26 protein-coding genes are annotated in these 25,070 nt (G+C 61.5%); 12 read left to right on the top strand and 14 right to left on the bottom strand.

Annotated elements, in window-relative coordinates:
* Position 1: 1 nt before the first annotated feature.
* From CS390_RS08715 to CS390_RS08750, 8 genes are all read right to left on the bottom strand, one after another.
* Complete coding sequence (locus tag CS390_RS08715) at positions 2 to 757, bottom strand: SDR family oxidoreductase (protein WP_099774056.1); 756 nt, start codon at positions 755 to 757, stop codon at positions 2 to 4.
* The gene (locus CS390_RS08720) at positions 754 to 1,176 is read right to left on the bottom strand and encodes a nuclear transport factor 2 family protein (RefSeq protein WP_065759466.1); all 423 of its coding nucleotides are present in this window, start codon (positions 1,174 to 1,176) and stop codon (positions 754 to 756) included. Before CS390_RS08720 ends, CS390_RS08715 begins: the two co-directional genes overlap by 4 nt.
* A gap of 109 nt (positions 1,177 to 1,285) precedes the next feature.
* A complete protein-coding gene (locus CS390_RS08725; protein WP_065759465.1) occupies positions 1,286 to 1,501 on the bottom strand; it encodes a TIGR02450 family Trp-rich protein in 216 nt (71 codons plus the stop codon).
* 94 nt (positions 1,502 to 1,595) lie between these two features.
* Entirely contained in the window at positions 1,596 to 2,993 is a 1,398-nt protein-coding gene (locus CS390_RS08730; RefSeq protein WP_177442394.1) for an MBL fold metallo-hydrolase RNA specificity domain-containing protein, read from the bottom strand.
* A gap of 115 nt (positions 2,994 to 3,108) precedes the next feature.
* Entirely contained in the window at positions 3,109 to 3,894 is a 786-nt protein-coding gene (locus CS390_RS08735; RefSeq protein ID WP_083199787.1) for a helix-turn-helix domain-containing protein, read from the bottom strand.
* Positions 3,895 to 3,967: 73 nt separating this feature from the next.
* Positions 3,968 to 4,210, bottom strand: coding sequence for a hypothetical protein (locus CS390_RS08740; protein ID WP_065759463.1), 243 nt, complete (start codon positions 4,208 to 4,210; stop codon positions 3,968 to 3,970).
* Between the two features lie 30 nt (positions 4,211 to 4,240).
* The gene (locus CS390_RS08745; protein ID WP_065759462.1) at positions 4,241 to 4,603 is read right to left on the bottom strand and encodes an Hsp20/alpha crystallin family protein; all 363 of its coding nucleotides are present in this window, start codon (positions 4,601 to 4,603) and stop codon (positions 4,241 to 4,243) included.
* A gap of 84 nt (positions 4,604 to 4,687) precedes the next feature.
* Positions 4,688 to 5,761, bottom strand: coding sequence for an NAD(P)-dependent alcohol dehydrogenase (locus CS390_RS08750; protein ID WP_099774057.1), 1,074 nt, complete (start codon positions 5,759 to 5,761; stop codon positions 4,688 to 4,690).
* A gap of 275 nt (positions 5,762 to 6,036) precedes the next feature.
* On the opposite strand from CS390_RS08750, the gene CS390_RS08755 reads away from it, so the two are divergent.
* Positions 6,037 to 6,963 (top strand): universal stress protein, encoded by a 927-nt coding sequence (locus tag CS390_RS08755; RefSeq protein ID WP_065759460.1) that lies wholly within the window; start codon positions 6,037 to 6,039, stop codon positions 6,961 to 6,963.
* A gap of 50 nt (positions 6,964 to 7,013) precedes the next feature.
* Here CS390_RS08755 and CS390_RS08760 read toward each other — a convergent pair whose 3' ends face one another.
* Both CS390_RS08760 and CS390_RS08765 read right to left on the bottom strand, forming a co-directional pair.
* Positions 7,014 to 7,586 (bottom strand): GNAT family N-acetyltransferase, encoded by a 573-nt coding sequence (locus CS390_RS08760; protein WP_099774058.1) that lies wholly within the window; start codon positions 7,584 to 7,586, stop codon positions 7,014 to 7,016.
* Between the two features lie 88 nt (positions 7,587 to 7,674).
* Entirely contained in the window at positions 7,675 to 8,286 is a 612-nt protein-coding gene (locus tag CS390_RS08765; protein ID WP_157767125.1) for a hypothetical protein, read from the bottom strand.
* Positions 8,287 to 8,570: 284 nt separating this feature from the next.
* Here CS390_RS08765 and CS390_RS08770 point away from each other — a divergent pair, with 284 nt between their 5' ends.
* From CS390_RS08770 to CS390_RS08810, 9 genes are all read left to right on the top strand, one after another.
* Positions 8,571 to 9,404: an urease accessory protein UreD gene (locus CS390_RS08770; protein WP_099774059.1), complete on the top strand. Its 834-nt coding sequence runs from the start codon at positions 8,571 to 8,573 to the stop codon at positions 9,402 to 9,404.
* A gap of 11 nt (positions 9,405 to 9,415) precedes the next feature.
* Positions 9,416 to 9,718, top strand: a complete 303-nt coding sequence (locus tag CS390_RS08775; RefSeq protein WP_099774060.1) for an urease subunit gamma — start codon at positions 9,416 to 9,418, stop codon at positions 9,716 to 9,718.
* Between the two features lie 21 nt (positions 9,719 to 9,739).
* Positions 9,740 to 10,057 (top strand): urease subunit beta, encoded by a 318-nt coding sequence (locus CS390_RS08780; protein ID WP_065761780.1) that lies wholly within the window; start codon positions 9,740 to 9,742, stop codon positions 10,055 to 10,057.
* Positions 10,054 to 11,757 (top strand): urease subunit alpha, encoded by a 1,704-nt coding sequence (gene ureC, locus CS390_RS08785; protein ID WP_099774061.1) that lies wholly within the window; start codon positions 10,054 to 10,056, stop codon positions 11,755 to 11,757. The genes CS390_RS08780 and ureC overlap by 4 nt, the downstream gene beginning before the upstream one ends.
* A gap of 10 nt (positions 11,758 to 11,767) precedes the next feature.
* Positions 11,768 to 12,265 (top strand): urease accessory protein UreE, encoded by a 498-nt coding sequence (ureE, locus tag CS390_RS08790; RefSeq protein ID WP_099774062.1) that lies wholly within the window; start codon positions 11,768 to 11,770, stop codon positions 12,263 to 12,265.
* A gap of 21 nt (positions 12,266 to 12,286) precedes the next feature.
* Positions 12,287 to 12,832 (top strand): HupE/UreJ family protein, encoded by a 546-nt coding sequence (locus tag CS390_RS08795; RefSeq protein ID WP_099774063.1) that lies wholly within the window; start codon positions 12,287 to 12,289, stop codon positions 12,830 to 12,832.
* Positions 12,832 to 13,506, top strand: coding sequence for an urease accessory protein UreF (locus tag CS390_RS08800; RefSeq protein WP_099774064.1), 675 nt, complete (start codon positions 12,832 to 12,834; stop codon positions 13,504 to 13,506). The genes CS390_RS08795 and CS390_RS08800 overlap by 1 nt, the downstream gene beginning before the upstream one ends.
* A 10-nt stretch (positions 13,507 to 13,516) precedes the next feature.
* Entirely contained in the window at positions 13,517 to 14,143 is a 627-nt protein-coding gene (gene ureG, locus CS390_RS08805; RefSeq protein ID WP_065761775.1) for an urease accessory protein UreG, read from the top strand.
* Positions 14,144 to 14,360: 217 nt separating this feature from the next.
* Positions 14,361 to 16,415: a TonB-dependent siderophore receptor gene (locus CS390_RS08810; protein ID WP_177442440.1), complete on the top strand. Its 2,055-nt coding sequence runs from the start codon at positions 14,361 to 14,363 to the stop codon at positions 16,413 to 16,415.
* A 1,671-nt stretch (positions 16,416 to 18,086) separates the two neighbouring features.
* Here CS390_RS08810 and eutC read toward each other — a convergent pair.
* The 3 genes from eutC to eat are packed head-to-tail and all read right to left on the bottom strand — an operon-like array spanning position 18,087 to position 21,657.
* Positions 18,087 to 18,887: an ethanolamine ammonia-lyase subunit EutC gene (eutC, locus tag CS390_RS08815; protein ID WP_065759551.1), complete on the bottom strand. Its 801-nt coding sequence runs from the start codon at positions 18,885 to 18,887 to the stop codon at positions 18,087 to 18,089.
* An 8-nt stretch (positions 18,888 to 18,895) separates the two neighbouring features.
* A complete protein-coding gene (locus CS390_RS08820) occupies positions 18,896 to 20,287 on the bottom strand; it encodes an ethanolamine ammonia-lyase subunit EutB (RefSeq protein WP_099774066.1) in 1,392 nt (463 codons plus the stop codon).
* An 11-nt stretch (positions 20,288 to 20,298) separates the two neighbouring features.
* Entirely contained in the window at positions 20,299 to 21,657 is a 1,359-nt protein-coding gene (gene eat / locus CS390_RS08825; protein WP_065759549.1) for an ethanolamine permease, read from the bottom strand.
* Positions 21,658 to 22,026: 369 nt separating this feature from the next.
* Between eat and CS390_RS08830 the strand changes: the two genes are divergently transcribed.
* On the top strand, positions 22,027 to 23,076 hold the full coding sequence (locus CS390_RS08830; RefSeq protein ID WP_065759548.1) for an AraC family transcriptional regulator: 1,050 nt from the start codon (positions 22,027 to 22,029) through the stop codon (positions 23,074 to 23,076).
* A gap of 26 nt (positions 23,077 to 23,102) precedes the next feature.
* Here the strand turns inward: CS390_RS08830 and CS390_RS08835 are convergent, their stop codons facing one another.
* A complete protein-coding gene (locus CS390_RS08835; RefSeq protein ID WP_099774067.1) occupies positions 23,103 to 23,987 on the bottom strand; it encodes a LysR family transcriptional regulator in 885 nt (294 codons plus the stop codon).
* Positions 23,988 to 24,101: 114 nt separating this feature from the next.
* On the opposite strand from CS390_RS08835, the gene argC reads away from it, so the two are divergent.
* A complete protein-coding gene (gene argC, locus CS390_RS08840) occupies positions 24,102 to 25,055 on the top strand; it encodes an N-acetyl-gamma-glutamyl-phosphate reductase (protein WP_099774068.1) in 954 nt (317 codons plus the stop codon).
* The last annotated feature ends 15 nt before the right edge of the window (positions 25,056 to 25,070 follow it).

Raw genomic sequence — 25,070 nt, forward strand, 5'->3', positions numbered from 1 at the left:
GTCAGGACTCCTGGCCAGGCCGTGCAAGCCGCTTGCCCAGTGCCAGTTGCCAGTGTTTTGGCAGGTGGCCGAGCAGCTTCAGGCAGGCGATAAACAGTGCTGGAAACGCCACTTCATAAGGACGGCGCTCCAGTTTTCGGGCGATGTGGCGAGCGGCTTTTTCCGCCGACCAGCGCAACGGCATGGGGAAGTCGTTGCGTCGTGTCAGGGGCGTGTCGACAAAACCCGGGCTGACCAGCGTGACCGCGATGCCTTGGGCATCCAGGTCGATCCGCAGTGAATCGATCAGGTAGCGCAGGGCCGCTTTGGAGGCACCGTAGGCACCTGCTCGCGGGAGGGGCAGAAAGGTCACTGAACTGCCTATGGCCACCAGGTGCGGCTCATGGCCGCGTTGCAGCAGGGGCAGTGCGGTCTCGATGGTCAGGCTGGCGGTAAACAGGTTGGCTTGAACCACGCGCATCACCAGCGCGGCCTCGAAGTGGTCGGGCGTCAGATATTCGCAGGTACCGGCATTGGCGATGACTTGATCCAGCGCGCCCCAGTGTTGAGTGATGCGCTCGCCAATTTGCCTGACCTGATTGCTGTCGAGCAGGTCGCCTGGCACGAGCAGAACCTGCCCGGGGAAGCGTGTCGCGAGTTGTTGCAGTGGGGCCGTGCTGCGTGCGGTCAGTGCAAGCTGATGGCCTTGCTCAAGCAGCACTTCGGCCAAGGCTGCGCCAATCCCGCTGCTGGCGCCGGTAAGCCAGATCCGCTTCATGCCAGCCTCCGCTTGAGCCCGCGGATCACGCTACCCAGCAACGGCAGGTGTTCGTAGAGCAGTGCGCCGGCATCGAAGTAGTCGCGGTGATAGTAGACCTTGTCTGCCCACCGCACATGGGAGCACCCGGTAACGCTGACAGGCGCTCCACCGCGCAGGCGGGGGTGACGGTAGGTCATGGTCCAGCGCAGGTAGCCTGAACCTTCGGCGACGGTGTCATGGCCGTGGAACTGGAAGCTCAAGTCCTCGACATTGGCATACAGCTCGGAAAAATAACGCTGCAGGGCGTTCAGCCCATTGATCTGATGCAGCGGGTCGATAAAGCACACGTCAGTGCTGTAGAGGCTTGAAAGGTGCTCCAGGTGGTCGCGATCCAGGGCGGCGAATCGCTCGGCGAACTGCTGCAGGAAGGTCGACATCCATAGGCCTCTAACTTGTACATCTGTAGGAATTTGTACAAGTTAAGGCTAAGGCAATATCTGTACAAGTCAATTTTTTTGTATAGATATTTTTTGTATCAATTTGGAGTCATTGCCAGCCTGTCCTCCAGCGCTCGCTGTCGCGAAGCTCGCGCCAGTCCAGCCATTCGCTACGACCGCTGTAGATGGCTTGGAGCTCGATCTTCAGCAATGTGCCTTGTTCGTCATGCAGCAGATCGGTTACCAGAAAGTGTTTCTCTCGATTGAGTGGTGTGCAGGCTGTCCATTTGGACAAGGCCAGCTTTCGTGGATTGAAGCGGTTCATGGGAGCTCCTGCCGGTAACGCGTTCGTGTTCAGGGAGGGCGTCGGCGCAATGGTTGTCGAGTTATATTGTACAAATATATTTTCATGTACAAGCCTATTTTGCGTTGGGTGCTGTGGCGGTGTTGGGGCTTGCAGCCGCTATCTCGGCCTGTTCCAGATGTTCCGGTACCGAGACGGACCAGCCGAGCTCAAGGCTGATGCGGCGGCGCAGGGTATCGGCTGCCGCCGGTTCACCATGCACTACATAGGTGTGTTTTGGCGGGCGCTTGAAGCCACGCAGCCATTGCATGATTTCATCGGCGTCGGCATGTGCCGACAGGCTCTCCAGGGACACCACTTCGGCTCGCACCGGAACATCTTCGCCGTGCAGTCGAACGGAGGGCGCACCGGCGATGATCTGTGCACCCCGGGTGCCGCCTGCCTGATAGCCGGAAAACAACAGGGTGTTATGCGGGTTGGGCGCCAAGGTCTTGAGGTGGAACAGCACTCGTCCACCAGTGGCCATTCCGCTGGCGGCGATAATCACGGCTGGGCCACGCTGTTGGTCCAGGCGTTTGGATTCTTCAACGGTGCGCACGATGTGGGTGACGCGACACATCGACTCGCATTCGCGTGGGGACAGCCGGTGTTCACTGCAAAATCGCTGATACAGCACCGTCGCATCTGTCGCCATGGGGCTGTTCAAATAGATCGGCAGGTCAGGAATCGCGCCGCTCTGTTTAAGGCGCGAGAGGTGATACATCAGCAGTTGGGCACGGCCCACGGCAAAGGACGGAACCAGAGTAATGCCATGGCGCAGGGCTGTGCGGGTGATGACGTCAGCCAATTGCTTTTCGGTTTCTTCGGGTGGGTGCAGGCGATCACCGTAGGTGGATTCAACGAACAGGTAGTCGGCCTCTTCGATGAGCTCCGGGGCGAGCATGATCGGGTCGTTGAAACGGCCCAGATCACCGGAAAATACCCAGGTAGAACCGTCGGCGATGATCTCCACGGTTGCCGCCCCAAGGATGTGACCGGCAGACCTCAGGTGTATCCGGACGTCGGCGAGAATGTCTTGTGGATGGTGCAGGGCAATGGGGCGAAAGTGCTTGAGGGCGCGCTTGGCGTCGTCCTCGGTGTACAGCGGCAGCGCCGGATGGTGTTTGGAGAAGCCTCGTCGATTGGCGTATTCGGCCTGTTCCTCTTGCAGGCGACCGCTGTCGAGCAACAGGATCCTGGCCAGTTCACAGGTGGCCTCTGTGGCGTAGATGGGCCCGCGGTAACCGTCCCTCACCAGTGCCGGGATGTAGCCGCTGTGGTCCAGGTGAGCGTGGGTCAGGACGATGGCGTCCAGGCTGCGCGGTGGTATGGGGAACGGGGCCCAGTTGCGTACCCGCAAATGTTTGTAGCCCTGAAACAGCCCGCAGTCGACCAGTACGCGCTGACCGTTATGTTCCAGTAGGTACTTGCTGCCGGTAACCGTACCGGCGGCGCCGAGAAACGTGACGTGCATGGCGTGTCTCCTCAACAACCCTGCCAACAGGCTGATACCACGCGCTGTGGCCAGGCTGGTTGTTCCCGCGTGCCCGCCCGGCAGTTCGTTGTCGGGCCTTGGCATGGGCGACGCGTCACGTACTCCAGTGATGCTCCATCGCCATGAGTGCGGGCATGTCCAGAATTTCCACCTCGCGCCCCGCAAAGCGAACGATCTGCAAATCGCGCAGGCGTGCCATGCACCGGCAGATGGTTTCGAGCCTCAAACCCAGGTATGAGGCAATGTCTTCGCGGGTCATACGCAAAACAAAACCCAGTGCCGAATAGCCACGCATGGCATAGCGTTGGGATAACTGTAGAAGAAAAGCGGCGAAGCGCTCATCGGCGTTCATGTTGCACATCATCAGCAGCCGCTCATTGTCCCGGACGATCTGCCGGCTCATCAGGCGGTTCAGGGCTTGTTGCAGAGCGGGGCAGTTGCGGGCCAGTTGCTCGATCTGGTGATAGGGGATCGGGCACACTTCGCTGTCTTCCAGCGCCAATGCGCTGCAGGCATAGCGCGAGGTGCTGATGGCATCAAGCCCCATCACTTCACCGGCCATCATGAAGTCGGCAACCATGCCGCGGCCGTGGGCGTCGATCAAGGAAATCTTGAAACAGCCCATGCGTACGGCGTAGAGGTAGGTTAGCGGATCATTGGAATGGTAAAGGGCAGCGCCTTTCTTGATGCGCATGCGCTGTGAGATCAATGAATTGAAGGTGTCGCGCTCGGCATGTGAGCAGCCACCCGGCAAACAAAAGGCGCGTACTGCGCATTGAGCACAGGAAGCGCCTAACGAGAACAGCCTGGTGCGTGAAACGGTGGGCGTTGTTTGCAGTTCTGCGTGTTCTAGAGCGACTGCGTTATTGTTAGGTTGCATAGCGTCTTGCTCCATGGGGACGCGGTGAACTTCTGAAGGAGAGACCACTTGGCACTAAGACCTTGCAGTGGAGTCATCGCTGGAAGTCGACGTGCAGTGGGTGAGTGATGCGCTGCCTGGGAGCAGGGCTGGAGGATGTGCCGTGCCAACGGGTGGGCGGCGCGCAAGGTGGCAGTACGTGTGGTGCTTTGATTCGGTCTTCCAGACGCTGCACGAAACAGGTGGCTTCTGCTTCGCTCCGAAAGGCCACGACCCATGTGTCCAGATGAACCAGCCAGCGGCTGGTTGGTGTGTCCTTTTCGAGTTCGATCAGCATGACGACTCTCCTGTCGACGGATGTCGACGGTTACAAGGCGTGTTTCAAATGTCCTTTTTTCAAGAGCCTGAGTGTAAAAAGGCCTTCGTTGAAGGTGAGGCTGAAGTTGTTCAGCGATACCGAGGCAGGAAGGCGGTGTGAGGAGCGAAACGGCCCGGCGCACAGTGATGCGTCGGCACGCCGTTGAACGGCCCAGCCACTGAGCACCAGGTGTTTAGGGCTCAGGTCCAGGTGCAGGTCTTCAATATTCAAACCCTGCAGGTGGGCGTAAATCGTAAAGTTCGTCCTGCTGTTGGCGGCCGCCAATTCCGGGTTGCAGGGCAGCTCCACTTCGCGGCGTCGCAAGGCCGCCATGTCCGGTAATCGTGGCTTGCTCATCAGGGTTGAAAACATTTCGCATGCTCCCGGTCACTGTAGGGGGAACAGCCTCCATGCCTGAAACTATACGGTTTGGTGCTCTATGCGTTTAGCTACTGCTCAAGGCGTAATGGCGACTTTCATGACCCCGTCACGTTGGTGGGCGAACAGGTCATAAGCGGCTTCGATATCGTCAAGTTTGAAATGATGGGTGACCAGCGGCTTGAGGTCGACGCGACCACTGGCGACAACGTTCATCAGGCGGCGCATCCGTTCCTTGCCGCCAGGGCACAGGGTGGTAACGATACGGTAGTCGCCAAGGCCGGCAGCGAATGCATCGACCGGTATGCGCAAGTCGCTCGAGTACACGCCCAGGCTTGAAAGCACGCCACCGGGGCGCAGAACCCGCAGTGCCGACTCAAAGGTGGCCTGCGTACCCAGTGCCTCGATGGCGACATCGACACCGCGTCCATCGGTGAGCGCCATGATCTGATCGACTACATTGCCGACCTTGAAGTCGACGGTGTGGGTAACGCCCAGCTGTTTAGCGACCTGCAGCCGTGCAGCAACGGTGTCAACGCCGATGACGGTGGTGGCTCCCATCAGCCGGGCACCGGCCGCCGCGCATAATCCAATCGGGCCCAGGGCGAACACCGCAACGGTATCACCGATTTGCACGCCGCCACGCTCCGCACCGGAAAAGCCGGTGGACATGATGTCGGGGCACATCAGCACCTGCTCATCGGTGAGGGTATCGGGTATCGGGGAGAGGTTGACCATGGCGTCCGGTACCCGCACATACTCGGCCTGGCAACCATCGATGATGTTGCCGAACTTCCAGCCTCCCGTAGCACGGAAGCCATGCCGTGTGCCGGGGCCATCCTGGGATGCGCAGCCGCACAGGCAGGCGTAGCTATGGCCACTGGGCGTGATTGCGCCAGCGATCACCCGCTGTCCTTCGCTGAACCCCAAGACTTGTGAGCCGAGTTTCTCGATGATCCCGACGGGTTCGTGACCAATGGTCAGCCCTTTGGCGACCGGGTATTCACCGCGCAGGATGTGGACATCGGTGCCGCAGATCGTGGTGGTGGTAATGCGCAGCAGTGCATCCAGCGGTCCAATCTCTGGAATTGGCTTTTCATCCAGAACAATACGGCCTTTTTCAACGAAGATTGCCGCTTTCATTTTCGCCATGGCTGTGTCTCCTGAGCGCAGCGCATCGGTTCTGATCACTCTCAACAGGCTGCTCCTGGTGAGGGGCTGAAAGGTTGATCTGGATCAATGAGTATGGCCCTGAAATCGTGGATCCGCGACCGTGTGTCGTTTTGCCGGTAAAAGAAATACGGACTCTGACCCACATCAAGCCGCAGGGGGCGGGTGGCCGCAGGATAGGGCGTGAATTGCCTTTGGGCAGCACGCTTCCTGCTTGAAGGGCTGCAGGCCAACTTCCGTCTAATGAGAGGTGCGTCATGACCATGCAAAAACATCTTATGTTGGTGTCCTCGCCGTTGATGAAAGCCGGCCCGGCCTTTGACAGAGCCTCAGCCTTGGCAAAGGCACGGGATGAACCGCTGCATATTGTCGCCTTCGACTATGTGGAGGGGCTCGCAACAGCGGGACTGGTCAATGCTGAGGCGCTGCAGCAGATGCGCGAGGGTTATGTGGAGCGGCACCATGCCTGGCTTGAGGACCAGGCCCGGCCAATGCGCAAGTTGGGTATCGAGGTCACGACCGAAGTGGTGTGGGCCGAGCAGGTATTGCCGGAAATTCTGGCGCACCTGCGTGAGGAGCCGATTGATCTGGTGATCAAGGAGGTCGAGCACGAGTCACGCCTCATGCGCGCGATGTTCACTACCCTGGATGTTCATTTGCTACGCGAGTGCAAGGCGCCATTGCACTTTGTGTGCAAAACCCGCAATGCGTTGCCGCGCAGGATTGTGGCTGCTGTTGATCCCTTCCACCCAGACGACCAGTACAAGGGTTTCAATGACCGGATCATTTATGAGGCGCTGAAACTGGCGATGCAGTGCAAGGCTGAAGTGCATCTGGTGTATGCCCATGACCTTTCGTCGATGGGAACGGGAGAATACGGTTTTTCCACTGGTTCGATGCTGTTTTCCTCAAGCCTGGCGCAGAAGGTTTACGATATTCAGGGGGAAAGCTTCAATGAGCTGGCCGAACGCAATGGTATCCCCCCTGAAAATCGGCACATGATTGTCGGTAACCCGGCAAAGGTCTTGTCCAGCTTTTCCGAAACCCGCGATATCGATGTCATTGTCATGGGGCGTGTGCATCGGCGAGGGGTGAGCAAAGGCTTCGGCAGTACGGTGGAAGATGTCTTGTACCGGATGCCCAGCAGTGTGCTGGTGGTCACCCCTGAGGACTTCGATGGTTAATGGTCACCCGGTTTGGCGCGCCCCGGTGAGCCGGGGCGTGTGCGGGACGGTTAGCGGCTCAGGTCGAGTTCATGGGTCAGTTCGCTGAACTGGCCGTTGTCATAGCGACTGGTAAACCCCAGCTTTTTCGCCAACCGATGCATGCCGTAGTTACTGGCCAGATCCAGTGAGATCATCTGCTTGAACCCATTGCGGCGGGCAGCCTCGATCAGGTGCTGCATCAATAGTGTGCCCAAACCCCGGCGTTGCCAGTCGTCGGCAACCGCTACGGCGCATTCGCAGTGTTTCTCCCCTGGTATGGCCGCATAGCGGCTCACACCGACTTCGTGCAACTCGCCGTCGACATGCGCCAGCGCGACGTAGGCGACACGGTCGTGGCCATCCAGGTCCATCAACTGGTCGAGCAGGGTGAGGTCTTCTCGGTTGAATCCGCCCATGAAACGAGCGCGACGGGCTTCGGCCGACAAGTGCCTGACAAACTGGAATTCGCGCAGGCGATCACGCTCCTGTAACGAACGAATCAGCACATGGGTGCCGTCATTCAAGGCTTCTATCCAATGCTCTTCGGTTTCACCCTGGCATAGCGCGGACAGGGCTTTGTGCTGGCTTGGATCAGTCGACATAGTGATGCTCCCAGATGGCAAGGAGGGTGGAGGCCTGTTGGAAGGTGTACGACGATCAGCCGCGTTGCGTCTGATTTACATCAAGTCTTCAGTCCTTCGTGCGGTTGGGCTGCAGGCTGTGAGTGGGTGGCGGGGCGCGGTTCAGAAATCGTTCCATGCAGGCCATTTGCTCAGCGTCGGTCACTGCTGAATAGGTGGCAATGTTGAACCACTGGCTGTGTAGCAGGGCGAGGCGGACAACCCCGTTTTTCTCCATAAAGCGTTGGGAGATGCACTGGCATACCGGGCCCACCAGGTAGGCCAGTGCCTGTTCCTGCTCGTTGGCGACCAAGGTGCTGGTTAATTGGGTAACGCAGGTGGCGACAATTGCTGCGCCAGCGCGCGCTGCCAGATAGGCCGTTGCGGTGTATCCGCCGACGAACAGCAGCATGATAAGCGTGAGCAGGATCAGCTCGTGAGGTCGTCGACGGCGCACAGGGACGGCTCTCTCCGGCGCTTTGGGTGATGTATCGGCTGGTGTACTGGACGCTCGCGCGCAAGCCAGGCCGACCAGCCAGCAGGCCGTGGTAAAGATCAAAATCACTACCAGCAGCGCCAGCCACAGCCTGTTGAACACGTCGAACCCAGTGATGATCGCCAGCACGCTGACGAAACCCAGACCACCGATGACAAAGCCGAGCCGTGCCAATGCGTCGATCAATCGGGCTTGTCGTTTGTCGACCTTCATGGCATCGCCCTCGTGCGCCTACCCACCTCAAGGGTAGTTCGCCGCGCAGCCTGTGTTTGGTGCATGGCTTGCTGCGCCACAACCACGCACGTCGGTAATTGGCCCACAACCTGCATTGGCCCCTGCATCGATAGCTGATCGATTGGTCAAGCACGTTGTGCGCTGTTGTCGTGCATGAGGTGAGGGTTGTTTAACTGTACCTGTGGCCTGCTCGCCCTTTGGGCACGCAGTGCCCAGTGTTCACCGGGGCGGAATGCATGTCTGTTGCTGAACCACTCGACGCCGCTTGCATTCCTGCAGGCTGGAGCGCCGAGCTCACGCTGCGTTTTGTTCGTTGTGACACGAAGACCTGTATTGGTGCGCGGCGTCACTTCGGACCTCTTTTGGTGCAACGTCCGTTCTACCCGGAGGGCGCGCCGTGTCACGTGTATGTGCTGCACCCGCCGGGCGGCGTGGTGGGGGGAGACCGCCTGGCGCTGGATATCCACCTGGAGCCAGGCAGCCACGCGCTGATGACCATGCCCGGCGCTACCAAGTTCTACCGCAGTGCCGGCCCGACTTCGATCCTCAAGCAGCATTTTCACCTGGCAGAAGACAGCATCCTGGAGTGGCTACCTCAGGACAGCATCTGCTTTCCTGGCGCCCGTGTGTTGTTGCAGACCCACTTTAGCCTGGCCCCCGGTGCCCGTCTGCTGGCGTGGGAAACCCTGTGCCTTGGGCGTCCGGTGATGGGCGAGATCTTTAGCCATGGTGCGCTGGACAGCTGCTTGCACATCGACATGCCTGATGACCCAGGCCTGCATGAACGCTTGCGCCTCGAGGGCGGGCGCCTGGGCAAACTCGGCGGCTACCCGCTGCTGGCGACGTTCTGCGCCGCTCCGGCTGACCCGGAGCTGTTGGAACAGGTCCGCGCCCTGATCGACGACCTTGCCGCTCCCGCCGGGGCAACCCTGCTGGGGCAACTGCTGGTGGTCCGCCTGCTGGACCACGACAACCAACGCCTGCAATCCACCCTGCAACGGCTGTGGCACGCCTTGCGACCTGCTGTTGTCGGCCTGCCGCCGTGCCCGCCACGCATCTGGGCTACCTGAGAAAACACACCATGGAACTGACGCCAAGAGAAAAAGACAAGTTGCTGCTGTTCACCGCGGCGTTGCTCGCCGAGCGGCGCCGCGACCGAGGGCTGAAACTCAACTACCCCGAGGCCGTGGCGCTGATCAGCGCCGCCGTAATGGAGGGTGCCCGGGATGGCCGTACGGTCGCCGAGCTGATGAGCCTGGGCCGTGAAGTCGTGGGTCGTGAGCAGGTGATGGAAGGGGTCGCAGAAATGATCCACGACGTGCAGGTGGAAGCGACCTTCCCCGATGGGACCAAGCTGGTCACCGTCCATGACCCGATCGTCTGACTGTCGCTGCTGGAGAACGCCATGATCCCCGGAGAAGTACTGGTCGCCGACGGCGACCTCGAACTCAATACAGGCCGCGAAGCGCTGCGTGTCAGCGTCGCGAACCACGGCGACCGGCCAATTCAGGTCGGGTCGCACTACCACTTTTATGAGGTCAACAACGCCTTGGTATTCGACCGTGAAGCCACCCGCGGTTTCCGCCTGGACATCGCCGCCGGTACAGCCGTGCGCTTTGAGCCCGGCCAGTCGCGTACCGTCAACCTGGTGGCATATGCCGGCAAACGGGAGGTCTACGGTTTTCAGGGGCGGGTGATGGGCAAGCTGGAGACAGGCGCATGAGCCGAATTTCTCGTCAGGCCTACGCCGACATGTTTGGCCCCACCGTCGGCGACCGCGTGCGTCTGGCCGACACTGACCTGTGGGTGGAAGTCGAGAAGGACTTCACAATCTACGGTGAAGAGGTGAAGTTTGGCGGTGGCAAGGTGATCCGCGATGGCATGGGCCAGGGCCAGATGCTCGCAGCAGACGCAATGGACCTGGTGTTGACCAATGCGCTGATCATCGACCACTGGGGCATCGTCAAGGCCGACATCGGCGTCAAGCACGGTCGCATCGCGCGCATCGGCAAGGCGGGCAACCCCGACGTGCAGCCGGGGGTAACCGTGCCGGTAGGGCCTGGCACCGAAGTCATCGCGGCCGAGGGCAAGATTGTCACGGCCGGTGGCATCGATTCGCACATTCACTTTATCTGCCCGCAGCAGGTCGAGGAGGCGCTGACCTCTGGCGTCACCACCTTCATTGGTGGCGGCACGGGGCCGGCCACGGGCACCAATGCCACCACCTGCACGCCGGGCCCTTGGTACCTGTCGCGCATGTTGCAGGCCGCTGATGCGTTGCCGATCAATATCGGCCTGTTGGGCAAGGGCAACGCTTCGCGGCCCGAAGCCCTGCGCGAACAGATCGAGGCCGGTGCCGTGGGTCTCAAGTTGCACGAAGACTGGGGCTCGACGCCTGCAGCCATCGATTGCTGCCTGAACGTGGCTGAAGAAACTGACGTGCAGGTGGCGATCCACAGTGACACCCTCAACGAATCCGGTTGCGTCGAGGACACCCTGGCGGCCATCGGTGATCGCACCATCCATACCTTTCATACCGAAGGGGCGGGCGGTGGACATGCACCGGACATCATCCGTGCCGCTGCCTTCGGCAACGTGCTGCCATCCTCGACCAACCCGACCTTGCCGTACACCGTCAACACGGTGGATGAGCACCTCGACATGCTGATGGTCTGCCACCACCTTGACCCGAGTATTCCCGAGGATGTGGCCTTCGCCGAATCACGGATTCGCCGCGAGACCATCGCTGCCGAAGACATCCTGCACGACATGGGCGCTTTCTCCATGACGTCGTCCGACTCCCAGGCCATGGGCCGCGTCGGTGAAGTGGTGTTGCGTACCTGGCAGGTCGCCCACCAGATGAAACGGCGGCGCGGCCCTCTGGCACCCGACACCGCCCGCAACGACAACTTCCGGGTCAAGCGCTACATCGCCAAGTACACCATCAACCCGGCACTCACCCATGGCATTGCCCATGAGGTGGGCTCGGTCGAGGCTGGCAAGCTTGCCGACCTGGTGCTCTGGTCGCCGGCGTTCTTTGGCGTCAAGCCGTCGCTGGTAATCAAGGGCGGGATGATTGCCATGGCGCCGATGGGGGACATCAACGGTTCGATCCCGACCCCGCAACCGGTTCACTACCGACCGATGTTTGGCGCCCTGGGGGCTGCCCGACATGCCACGCGCATGACCTTTTTGTCCCAGGCGGCGGTAAGCCGTGGCGTGGATCAGGCGTTGGGCCTGCGCAGCCTGATTGGCGTGGTGAGCGGCTGTCGTCGTGTGCGCAAGGGCGACATGGTGCACAACGGCCTGCAGCCAACGATCGAGGTGGACTCACAGACCTACGAAGTACGCGCCGACGGCGAATTGCTGGTGTGTGAACCGGCCAGTGTGTTGCCCATGGCGCAGCGTTACTTCCTGTTTTGAAGGAGCAAGCATGATTGTCTTAACCCACCGGGTAGCGGATGCGCCGCGAGTCAGCGGCACCGTCACCCTCGCTCTCGACACCCGCATCAAGAGCCGCGTGCGCATCACCCTGGACGATGGCCGAGAGGCTGGCCTGATGCTGGAGCGTGGCCAACTGATTCGCGGTGGCGAGCTGCTGGCAAACGAGCAGGGCACAGAAGTGATTCGGGTACAGGCGGCCGCCGAGCAGGTGTCAACGGTGCGTAGCGACGACCCGTTGCTGTTGGCGCGTGCGGCCTATCACCTGGGCAACCGCCATGTGCCATTGCAGATCGAAGCCGGTTTGTTGCGCTACCAGCACGACCATGTGCTGGACGACATGGTGCGAGGTCTGGGCTTGCAGGTTGCCCAGGAGCAGGCGCCGTTCGAGCCAGAGGCGGGCGCTTACCAGAGCGCACCGCATAGCCATGACCATAGCCATGCCCACGACCACCCCTTCGTGCGTGTGCCCGGCCACGCCCACCCCTGAATTCGACCTGGAGACACCCCCATGAAAAAGACCCTGGCCCTTGTACTGTTGCTGACTGCGCTACCGGCCTTCGCCCATCCGGGGCATGACACCTACCCGCTGCAGGACGGCCTGCTGCACCCGCTGACCGGCCTTGACCACTTGCTGATGTTGCTGGGTACCGGTGTCTTGGCCGCATTGACCGGCCGCACCCTGGCACTGCCGTTGCTGACCCTGAGCGCCATGTTGGGTGGCGCCGTGCTGGGCCATCTACTGGGTGGTGTGCCGGGTATGGAAAGCATGATCATTGGCTCGTTGCTGGTTGCAGCTGGCGCACTGCTGTTGCCGAGCCGTCAGGGCTTGCTGGCACTGGCCATGCCACAGTTTGCCCTGTTCCACGGCTGGGCCCACGGGGTCGAGGCCAGCCCTGGTGCCTTCTGGGTATTCAGTGCCGGTTTCGTGGCCGTCAGCGCCATGCTGTTGTGGGTGGGCTTCGTCGGCGGTTGCCTGCTGCGTCGCCATAGTCGCCTGCAACACCTCTTCGGTGGAGGCTTGCTGGCGGGTGCAGCACTGGTGCTGGCCGGCTGATGAGTACTGATCTCAAGCTGCTGCGCCTGCTGCAGTTGGCCAGCCCCAACCTGCCGGTAGGTGGCTTCACCTACTCGCAAGGCCTGGAGTGGGCGGTGGAGGCGGGCTGGGTATGCGGTGCCGAAGGCTTTCGCGCCTGGCAGCGTGAGCAGCTCGAAGACACCCTTGGCCACCTCGACTGGCCACTGCTGGCGCGCCTGTATCAGGCCTGCTGTGACGATGACGCCTCGGCGTTCGCCCATTGGAGCCAGTTCCTGCTGGCCAACCGCGAAACCGCCGAGCTGCGCCTGGAAGAGCGCCAGCGTGGCATGGCTCTGGCCCGGTTGCTGGATGGCTGGCAACTGTGTCAGGCGCCGGCATGGCGCCCGAGCCTGGAACTGACCCAACTGGGCGGCATGGCCTGGCTGGCCGCGCACTGGGGCATCCCGTTACGTGACCTTGCCCTCGGCCACGGCTTCGCCTGGCTGGAAGGCGCGGTAATGGCGGGGGTCAAGCTGGTGCCCTTCGGTCAACAGGCTGCCCAGAGCCTGCTACGCGACCTGTGCGGCGAGCTGCCTGGCGTGCTGGACACGGCCCTGACACTCCCTGACGCGCAACTCGGGGGTGGCCTGCCGTTGCTGGCCATCGCCTCGGCTCGTCACGAAACCCAATACACCCGATTATTCCGCTCCTGAGGAAACTGCCATGCAAAGCTACAAGCAACCCCTGCGCGTTGGTGTCGGCGGTCCGGTCGGCTCCGGCAAGACCGCATTGCTCGAAGCCCTGTGCAAAGCGATGCGCGACCATTACGAGATCGCCGTGGTGACCAACGACATCTACACCAAGGAAGACCAGCGCATCCTTACCGAAGCGGGCGCCCTGGCCCCCGAACGTATTGTTGGTGTGGAAACCGGTGGCTGTCCGCATACCGCCATCCGCGAAGATGCTTCGATGAACCTTGCCGCAGTGGAAGAGCTGGCGCGTAAGTTTGGCAACCTGGAAGTGATCTTCGTCGAGAGTGGTGGCGATAACCTCAGTGCCACTTTCAGCCCGGAACTGGCCGACCTTACGGTGTACGTGATCGACGTGGCCGAGGGCGAAAAAATCCCGCGCAAGGGTGGCCCGGGTATCACCAAATCGGACTTTCTGGTGATCAACAAGATCGACCTGGCGCCCTACGTGGGGGCTTCACTGGAAGTGATGGAGCGTGATACCCAGCGCATGCGCCCTGCGCGACCCTGGGCGTTCACTAACCTCAAGACCGGGCATGGGCTGCATACCGTGATCGACTTCATCGTCGAGAAAGGCATGCTGGATGCCGCTCGCGCCTGAGGGCACGTACTGCCGAGCCTGGTTTCTACCCTGTTGTAGGGGCCGGGTTTGCTGTCGATGAACACATTGAATCATTTGCAATATTTACATGAGAATCATTACCAAATTAAAATCGATGCCATTCACACCCCTTTGAGCATCGCCTTTGAACGCCGTATCCAACCTGTTTTCTCGTTCACCTTCCGCTCCCTTCCTGCTCTGTGCGCTGACCAGCGCCATGCTGTCTGTTCCGGCTGCTGCCGAACCTGCACAGACCACACTGCCTGCGACGCAGATCGCCGCCGAGGCTTCCGACACGGCAGAAGGTTACCGTGCCAGCAGTGCCAGTACGGCGAGCAAAAGTGACGTTCCACTCAAGGACGAGGCACAGTCGGTCAACGTGGTGACACCGCAGACCATTGCCGACTACAACGTTCGCTCGCTGGACGATGCCATGAAGTTCGTCAGTGGTGTCAGCCAGGGCAATACCCTGGGCAACACCAAGGACTCGCTGGTCAAGCGCGGGTTTGGCACCAACGACGACGGCTCCATCCTGCGTGACGGGGTACGCTCGGTGGTCTCGCACAACTTCAGCGCCACCACCGAGCGCGTCGAAGTCCTCAAGGGGCCGGCCTCGCTGCTGTATGGCGCTATGGAGCCTGGCGGCGTGATCAATGTGATCAGCAAACAACCCCAATACGTGCGCAGCACCACGCTCAGTGGCTCAGCCTTCAGTGAAGGTGGTGGCAGCTTTGGGGTGGACACCACCGGCCCTCTGGGTGATACCGGCCTGGCCTATCGCCTGGTAGCCGAGCGGCAGAGTGAGGACTACTGGCGTAACTACGGGGTCGACCAGCATACCCTCATTGCGCCATCGCTCAGTTGGACCGGTGAGCGCGCCAGCCTCACACTGGCCTACGAATACAACGATTACACGAGCCCGTTTGACCGTGGCACCGTGTTTGTCGATGGGCATCCCGCCAGCGTCGACTATGACAAGCGGCTGGATGAGCATTGGGCAAAAACCGAGGGGATCAGCGAAACTGCCACGGCGCGGTTTGAGTACCAACTGAGCGATGCCTGGAAGACCCGCCTGACCTACGGCTGGAATAACGACCGCTACAGCCTGGCGATTGCCCAACCCTCGGCACTGTCTGCCAGCGGTGTACTGCAGCGCCGGGCCAATGGTGGGCTCTACGATTACGAAACCCGCTATGCCAGCCTGGACTTCATTGGCCAGCAGGTATTTCTGGGGCAACAGCACGACCTGCTGATCGGTGCCGAGCAGGAAGACTCTGACAAGTTCCGCGGCAAGACCTACCGCAATGCCGTGGACAAAGACTTCAATATCTATTTGCCGGTTTACGGTGGCATGGATAAGCCAAGCCTCATCAGCCAGGCCGACAGCAACCTGAGCAATCAGCTGACCTCCACGTCGCTCTACCTGAAAGACAATTGGCACCTGAACGATCAGTGGATTCTGGTCTTGGGTGGCCGTTATCAGCATTACGACCAGTTCAGCGAACAGGGGCTGGGCAGCAAGCGGAAGTTGAACCGTGACAGCAATGGCGCCACCTTCCTGCCGATGCTGGGGGTGGTTTTCAAGGTCAATGACGACCTGTCGCTTTACGGTAACTACAGCCGTTCATTCGTGCCCAATGACGATGTGGACGACAATGGCAATACCTTTGATCCTGAAGAGGGGCGTAGTTACGAAGTCGGTGCCAAGTATGACCTCGCGCCTGGCCTCAACCTGAACCTGGCGCTGTTCGACATCGAGAAGAAAAACGTTGTGACCCCTTCGGCAGTAACCGGTATCAACGAGGCGGCGGGCAAGGTGGGTTCCCGTGGTCTGGAGCTGGATGTAACCGGGCGCATTGCCGAGCGCTGGGACATGATCGGTACCTATGCCTACACCCGAACCGAGATTCTTGACGACCCGCAAAATGAAGGTAATCGTCTGGGTCAGGCGCCTGAACACGTCGCCAGCCTCTACCTGAGCCACCACTTGCAGGTGCCTGCGGGGCTGGGTGACTGGCATGCGGGCGGCGGTGCTCGCTATGTCGGTGACCGCGCCGGAAACAACGAAAACACGTTCTACATGAGCAGCTACACGGTGGCGGATGCGTTCTTGCGCTGGGACGTACCGATGGCGGGGTACAAGACGCGCCTGCAACTGAACGTCGACAACCTCTTTGACAAACACTACTACCCATCGAGCACCGGCAGTGCGTTGCAGGTCAATGTGGGCGAACCCCGTACGGCCAGGCTCAGCGCCAGCGTCACCTTCTAGCGTAATCGCTGTGTGAGTTGGCTTGCCAACGATGCAGACGCCATCGCAGGCAAGCCAGCTCCAACAGAGCCCGCGCCAGCCTGTAGGAGCCGGGCTTGCCCGCGATACAGACGCCGCGAACGCACTGACACCCCTCCGACGCCATCGCAGGCAAGCCAGCTCCAACAGAGCCCGCGCCAGCTGTAGGAGCCGGGCTTGCCCGCGATACAGACGCCGCGAACTCACGGATACCCCACCGAGGCCATCGCAGGCAAGCCAGCTCCAACAGAGCCCGCGCCAGCCTGTAGGAGCCGGGCTTGCCCGCGATGCAGACACCGCGAACCCACTGACACCCCACCGACGCCATCGCAAGCCAGCCAGCTCCAACAGAGCCCGCGCAACCTGTAGGAGCCGGGCTTGCCCGCGATGCAAACGCCGCGAACCCACTGACACCCCACCGAAGCCATCGCAGGCAAGCCAGCTCCAACAGAGCCCACGCAGCCTGTAGGAGCCGGGCTTGCCCGCGATACAGACGCCGCGAACTCACGGACACCCCTCCGACGCCATCGCAGGCAAGCCAGCTCCAACAGAGCCCGCGCAACCTGTAGGAGCCGGGCTTGCCCGCGATGCAGACGCCGCGAATTCGCGGACACCCCACCGACGCCATCGCAGGCAAGCCAGCTCCAACAGAGCCCGCGCCAGCCTGTAGGAGCCGGGCTTGCCCGCGATACAGACGCCGCGAACGCACTGACACCCCACCGACGCCATCGCAGGCAAGCCAGCTCCAACAGAGCCCGCGCCAGCCTGTAGGAGCCGGGCTTGCCCGCGATGCAAACGCCGCGAACGCACTGACACCCCACCGACGCCATCGCAGGCAAGCCAGCTCCAACAGAGCCCGCGCCAGCTGTAGGAGCCGGGCTTGCCCGCGATGCAGGCGCCGCGAACTCACGGGCCCCCCACCGAGGCCATCGCAGGCAAGCCAGCTCCAACTGAGCCCGCGCCAGCCTGTAGGAGCCGGGCTTGCCCGCGATGCAAACGCCGCGAATTCGCGATCACCCCACCGACGTCATCGCAGGCAAGCCAGCTCCAACAGAGCCCGCGCCAGCCTGTAGGAGCCGGGCTTGCCCGCGATGCAAACGCCGCGAATTCGCGATCACTCCACCGACGTCATCGCAGGCAAGCCAGCTCCAACAGAGCCTGCGCCAGTCTGTAGGAGCCGGGCTTGCCCGCGATGCAGACGCCGCGAACTAGTGATCACCCCACCGACGCCATCGCAGGCAAGCCAGCTCCAACAGAGCCCGCGCCAGCCTGTAGGAGCCGGGCTTGCCCGCGATGCAGACGCCGCGAACTCGCGGATACGCCACCGACGCTATCGCAGGCAAGCCAGCTCCAACAGCGCCCGCGCCAGCCTGTAGGAGCCGGGCTTGCCCGCGATACAGACGCCGCGAACTCACGGACACCCCACCGACGCCATCGCAGGCAAGCCAGCTCCAACAGAGCCCACGCAGCCTGTAGGAGTCGGGCTTGCCCGCGATGCAGACGCCGCGAACTAGCGGATACGCCACCGACGCTATCGCAGGCAAGCCAGCTCCAACAGAGCCCGCGCAGCCTGTAGGAGCGGGTCTTGCCCGCGATGCAGGCGCCGCGTATTCAGTGGGCCAGGCACCACAGATCCAGCGCTCGGACGGTTACCTAAACAAGAAAATTCCCCGGTCGAACCTCACCAGTGCCTTCCAGCACCGGTATCTGCGCCTCGTCCTTCAGGTTCACTCCCGACAACTGCCGCCGCCAGGCCTCGCGCATCAGGTAACCCAGTTTGTGGGTGGCCATGGCGTAACTCAGCCCCTCCAGCCGCACATTGGAGATGCAATTACGCGATGCGTCGTTCAAACCCACCCGTGGGGCATAGGTGAAATACAGCCCGAGGCTGTCCGGCGAGCTGAGCCCGGGCCGTTCACCAATCAGAATCACTACCATGCGTGCGCCGAGCCGTTCAGCCACTTCATCGGCAACGGCCACGCGGCCTTGTTCGACCAGGCAAATCGGCGCAACGTTCCAGCCTTCATCCTTGGCCAGTGCTTCGATACGCTGGAGCATCGGTAGGGCATGACGGTGTACCGCCAGCGCAGACAGCCCGTCTGCCACCACCAGGGCCAGGTCGACCCCTTCCGGTTGAGCCTTGGCGTAGTCGCGCAGTTGCGCCACCGACGCTTCGTTCAAGCGCCGGCCCAGGTCGGGGCGTTGCAGGTAGGTGTGCCGGTCTGGCGCGGCGCTGTGCAGGGCCAGGCTCTGCCCGCAGCCTGCTGCCAAACCGGCCAGGTCAAAACGCAGGTGCACCGCGTCACGGGCCTGGGCATGGGCGTACTGGAAGTCGAGTTGTGCGGCCGTGGGCAAGCTGGTGCCTGCACGGCCCAGGGCAATCCGTGCCGGGGTCAGGTTGCGCAGCTGTTGCCAGGGGTCGGGCTGGGCTGGGCTTTTGGCGTTATCGTCCATCGTTACCTCTACTTCAACTGTGCCAGGGCGTTGCGAAACAGCGGTGGTACGCCGCTGCCCAGGCGTACCTGGCCGTCGCGTTGTTGCAGGATGTCCATGCGGGCCAGCCACGCCTCAAACTCCGGTGCCGGTCGCAGGCCCAGAGCCTTGCGCGCATACAGGGCATCGTGGAATGAGGTGGTCTGGTAGTTGAGCATGACGTCATCGGAACCTGGAATGCCCATGATGAAGTTGATCCCCGCCACACCCAACAAGGTCAGCAGCATGTCCATGTCGTCCTGATCGGCTTCGGCATGGTTGGTGTAGCAGATATCGCAGCCCATGGGGACGCCGAGCAGTTTGCCGCAGAAATGATCCTCCAGCCCGGCACGGATGATCTGCTTGCCGTTGTACAGGTATTCCGGGCCGATGAAACCGACCACGGTGTTCACCAGGAACGGGTTGAAATGCCGGGCCACGGCATACGCGCGAGCTTCGCAGGTCTGCTGGTCGACACCATGGTGAGCGTTGGCCGAAAGGGCGCTGCCCTGTCCGGTTTCAAAGTACATCAGGTTGTTACCCAGGGTGCCGCGTTTCAGGCTCAGGCCCGCCTCGTAGCCTTCCTGGAGAATGCCAAGGCTGATGCCGAAACTGCTGTTGGCCGCTTGGGTGCCGGCGATGGATTGAAACACCAGGTCCAGTGGCACGCCTCGTTCAATTGCGGCCACTGAGGAGGTGACATGGGTCAGCACGCAGGATTGCGTTGGAATGTCGTAATGCTGGATGACCCCATCGAGCATCTTCAGCAATTCGCTGATGGCACTGAGGCTGTCGGTGGCCGGGTTGATACCGATCATGGCGTCGCCATTACCGTACAGCAGGCCGTCGAGCAGGCTGGCGGCGATGCCAGCAGGATCATCGGTCGGGTGGTTGGGTTGCAGCCGCGTGGACATCCGCCCACGCAGCCCCACGGTATTGCGAAAACGCGTGACCACGCGGATTTTCTGCGCGACCAGCACCAGGTCCTGAACGCGCATGATCTTTGAAACAGCGGCCGCCATCTCTGGGGTCAAGCCGGGCGCCAGTGCCTTGAGGCTGGCTTCGTCGGCTTCGTCACCCAGCAGCCAGTCACGAAAGCCACCAACCGTCAGGTGGCTGACCGGTGCGAAGGCCGCAGGGTCGTGGCTGTCGATGATCAGGCGTGTAACTTCATCCTCTTCATAGGGGATCAGGGCTTCGCTGAGAAAGCGCTTCAAGGGCACATCGGCCAAGGCCATTTGTGCCGCTGCACGTTCCGCGTCACTGGTGGCAGCGATCTCTGCAAGACAGTCGCCAGAGCGCGCCGGGCTGGCCTTGGCCATCAATTGCTTTAGGCTTTCAAAACGCCAGGTCGTGCCGGCGACTGTATGCACGAAGCTCATGGTGTGTCTCCTTACTCGCTGGCCAGTGCCACGGTGCCTGCGTTCTGGCTACGTACCGCGACGCAGAACAGCATGCCAATCGCCATCAGGCCAATGAAGATCCCGCAGATCAAGGTGTTGAACCAGACCATCGCCACCAGGCAGACCACCGCCAGCAACAGCGCAATGGCCGGTACCACCGGGTAACCCGGGGCACGGAAGGTGCGCTCGAGGTCGGGCTCGCTGCGACGCAGTTTGAACAGGCTGAGCATACTGACAATGTACATCACGATAGCGCCGAACACCGACATGGTGATCATCGCCGCAGTCAGGGTCATGCCCTGCAGGTTGATCAGGCCGTCGCTCAGGATGGCTGCGATACCGACTACGCCGCCGGCCAGAATCGCCCGGTGCGGGGTGTGGAAGCGCGACAGCTTGGCCAGCCCTTTGGGCAGGAAACCGGCGCGGGCAAGGGCGAAGAATTGCCGCGAGTAACCCAGAATGATGCCGTGAAAGCTTGCCACCAGGCCGAACAGGCCGATCCACACCAGCATGTGCATCCAGGTCGAATCGTTGCCCACGACCGACTTCATGGCCATCGGCAACGGGTCGTTGATGTTGGCCAGTGTGCGCCAGTCACCCACGCCACCAGCGAAGATCATGACGCTGATGGCCAGGCTTACCAGGGTCAGGATGCCGGCGATGTAGGCACGCGGAATGGTGCGTTTCGGGTCTTTCGCTTCCTCGGCGGCCATGGCGGCGCCTTCGATGGCCAGGAAGAACCAGATGGCGAAGGGGATCGCGGCGAAGATGCCACTCAGCGCGCCCAGGCTGAAGGTGTCGGCGCCAGCCCAGCCACCCAGGGCAAAGCTGCTGAAGCTGAACGCGGGTGCAACCACGCCCATGAACACCAGCAGTTCCAGCACCGCGAGGATGGTGACCACCAGCTCGAACGTAGCGGCAATGCTCACCCCGACAATGTTGAGGGTCATGAAGACAAAGTAGGCGCCCACCGCGGCTACCTTCGGATCAAGGTTGGGGTACTGCACATTCAGGTAGGCGCCAATCGCCATGGCGATCGCAGGCGGTGCAAAGACAAATTCGATCAGCGTCGCCATCCCGGCGATCATCCCCCCGGTCACACCAAAGGCGCGCAGGCTATAGGCAAAGGGGCCGCCGGCATGAGGGATGGCGGTGGTCAACTCGGTGAAGCTGAAGATGAAGCAGGTGTACATCACTGCGACCAGCAGGGTGGTCACCAGGAAGCCCAGCGTACCGGCGGTGCCCCAGCCATAACTCCAGCCGAAGTATTCGCCGGAGATCACCAGCCCGACCGCGATACCCCAGAGGTGCAGGGTGCCTAATGTTGGTTTTAGTTGTGATACGGCCATGGTATGTCCCCTTGAAGGTGTACCCGAAAAAATGCCTGGCTGGGAGCATAACCACAGGCCTGCGCTCAAGACTTGACCGACCGGCACGGCCATAATTGCATTCGGTCAACTTTCGCCAAAGGCGCACGGATGGCGCGGACGGCACCGATCATGCCCTCACTTGGGGCAGGCCGGAATCACCCTGCTCAGTGTCACCGAGCGGCAACGGGTGCAGGCGCCACGGCCTACACACTGCCCATTGCACCGAGTATTCGGGTAGCAGTTTGGGGTGTTGGCACACCGGCAACATCCTGTGCTAAAGCGTTTATGCACAAAGGTACGGTATTTGCTTGAAGGGGTGATCGCATTCTTTACACGGTAACAGTTGCCATGTTCCAGTCATCCCTTGCCCAGGCTCCCCTGAATGCCCCTCGTGCGAACAATCGAGGTGTGCTCTCGGCGGCTGCCACTGGTATGGATGCCTTTATCGTCAACCATGGCGGTGACCTGGACCGGGTGTTCGGCCATGCCGGTATCGACCCGGAACAACTCCAGCATCCGACCTTGAGCCTGGCCTTGCCGAACTACTGTCAGGTACTGGAAGAGGCGGCGCAGCAGACCGGGTGCGATAATTTCGGCCTGCGTTACGGCGAGCAGTTCCAACCTCAGGCGCTTGGCCTGCTGGGGTATGTGGGGCTCTGTTCGGCCACCCTGGAGGACGCGCTGATCAACTTCGCGCAGGCCTTTCCCTATCACCAGCACAGTACCTTGATCCGCCTGGTTGATCAGGGCGAGTGCTACAGCTTCGATTACCAGATCCACCACAGCGCTATCCGCCAGCGGCGTCAGGACGCCGAGCTGACCATGGGCATGGCGATGAACCTGGTGCGTCATGTACTTGGGCCGAAATGGGCACCGCGTGAAGTCGCCTTTGAACACGCCCGGCCACAAGACTGGCATGAGCACCGTGAGGTCTTCGACGCACCGGTGTATTTCGAGCGCTCCTGTAACTCCATTTTGATTCCCAAGCGCGAAATCGCCGGCAAGGCCATGCCTGGCCATGACCCGGTATTGCTCACGCTGGTCAAGGATGCGATTCGGCAACTGGGCGAAACCAACGCCGGTCCGGATCTGTTGGAGCAGGCGTGCCAGGCCATCATCACGCTGCTGCCACAGGGTGATCCGAGCCTGGACAGCGTTGCCGATCAACTGCAACTGCCGCACTGGTTGCTGCAGCGTAAATTGCGTGAGCAGGGCCTGAGCTTTACCCAGTTGCTGGATCAGATCCGCCAGGACCTGGCCTTGCAGCATCTGGGGCAGCAAAACCTGAACATCTCCGAACTGGCACCACTGCTGGGTTACTCGGAAACCAGCGCATTTTCCCGCGCCTTCCGCCGCTGGTTCGGCGTCAGCCCGCGCCAATGGCGCAGCGAGCACTAGGCCCGCACAACCCTGCACGCGTTACGCTAGCCTGCCCTCAATGCCCACAGCACGTCCAGTACGTGTTGCGTAGGTCGCTCAACGTCGCCGGTACGGTGGGCAATGCCCAGTTGGCGCCACAACAAGGGCTGTAGTGGCCGCATGACCACCCGTGTATCGGGCAATGGCGTGTCGGCTTCATGGGGCAGCAGTGTTGCGCCATAACCGGCCGCGACCAGGCTTTTGATGGCGTCGTTGTAGTTCAGTTGAATGCGTGGTGTCGGCTGGTGGCCGTCGTTGGCGAACCACTCGGACGTCAAGCGTGAAAGCCGTGTGCTGTTGTCATTCAGGATCAAGGGCTGGGTGGCCAGCCAATCGGGGGTGACGACCTCCGGGCACGCCCAGCGCGCAGGCAGGAACGCCATGACCGGGTCGCGTCGCCAGGGTTCGATTCGCACGCCCTTCGTTGCCGTTTGCGGGAGCGCGATCAGGCCAATGTCCAGCGTGCCTTCGACCAGTTTCTTCAGCGTCTCTTGCGAGGTCAGCACGGCGACCTGGACGTCGATCTCCGGGTGCTGCTGGCTCAGGGTTTCCAGTGCCTGCGGCATCAACTGGGCGATGGCTCCGGTCGAGGCACCCAGCCGTACGCGGCCAGCCAGCCCCTGCACCTGACGCTGCACCTCCTCAAGGGCTTGCTCGGCATCGGCCAACAAACGCCGTGCACGCTCCACCAGTGTTTCGCCAATCGCCGATGGCTGAACGCGCCCCCGTGTACGCGACAACAGCCGGGCGCCAACCCGTGATTCCAGATCGGCGATATGCAAGCTGATCGTGGGTGGCGCAAGGTTCAGCACCCGAGCGGCCTCGGCAAATGAGCCCAGGTCGGCAATCGCCACCAGCGTGCGCAGGCGGTCCAGGCTGATTTCACGCATGGCGAGTTCCTTGGTCAGAAAAACTGAATGTGATCGTTTGGAAATTCAACTTTTCCTATCTTAAGCCAGCATCGAAGATTAGGCCTGCTGATTTCTGACGTTCGAGAGCACTTCATGACCACTCCTCTTGTATTCATCGATGGCGACCAAGGCACCACCGGCTTGCAGATCCACCAGCGCTTGCGCGGTCGGACCGACCTGCGGTTGCTCACGCTCAGTGCTGAGCACCGCAAGGATGCAGCTCATCGCGCCGAAGCCATCAATGCCTGTGACATTGCGATCCTGTGCCTGCCCGACGACGCTGCACGTGACGCGGTAGCGAGTATCGAAAACCCCGCGGTACGGGTGATTGATGCCAGTTCGGCGCACCGCACCCACCCGGACTGGACCTATGGCTTCGCGGAAATGAGCCCGGAGCAGGCGCAGCGCATTGCGACGGCGCGGCGTGTCAGCAACCCCGGTTGCTACCCTACGGGGGCGATAGGCTTGTTGCGCCCACTGCTAGAGGCGGGGCTGGTGGGCGCGGACTACCCGGTCAGCGTGCATGCCGTATCGGGTTACTCCGGGAGAGGGCGCGCGGGGGTGGAGGCGCATGAGGGGCAGGGCGCGTCGCTCGCACCGGCATTCCAGGTGTATGGGTTGGCGCTGGCGCACAAGCATGTACCGGAAATTCAACAGCACAGCGGCCTGAGTGAGCGGCCGATGTTTGTGCCTGCCTATGGGGCGTTTCGGCAAGGCATTGTGTTGACCATCCCCTTGCAGGTTCGGTTGTTGGCTCCGGGCACGGATGCGCGGCAGTTACACGCGTGCCTGCAGCAGCATTATGCCGGTGCGCGGTACGTGCAGGTCATGTCGATGCATGAGGCCAAGGCACTCACACACCTGGATCCGCAGGCACTCAATGGTACCGATCAATTGCGCTTGATCGTCCTGGAAAACGAACCTGCGGGGCAGGTGCTGTTGGCGGCCGTGTTCGATAACCTGGGCAAGGGCGCGGCGGGCGCTGCCGTGCAAAATCTGGATTTGATGCTGGTAGGCGCAGGCCACCCTTTACCGTCACGCCGGTAAGGGTGGCCTGCTCAC

Source organism: Pseudomonas sp. HLS-6 (assembly GCF_002753995.1).
Classification (GTDB): Bacteria; Pseudomonadota; Gammaproteobacteria; order Pseudomonadales; family Pseudomonadaceae; genus Aquipseudomonas; species Aquipseudomonas defluvii.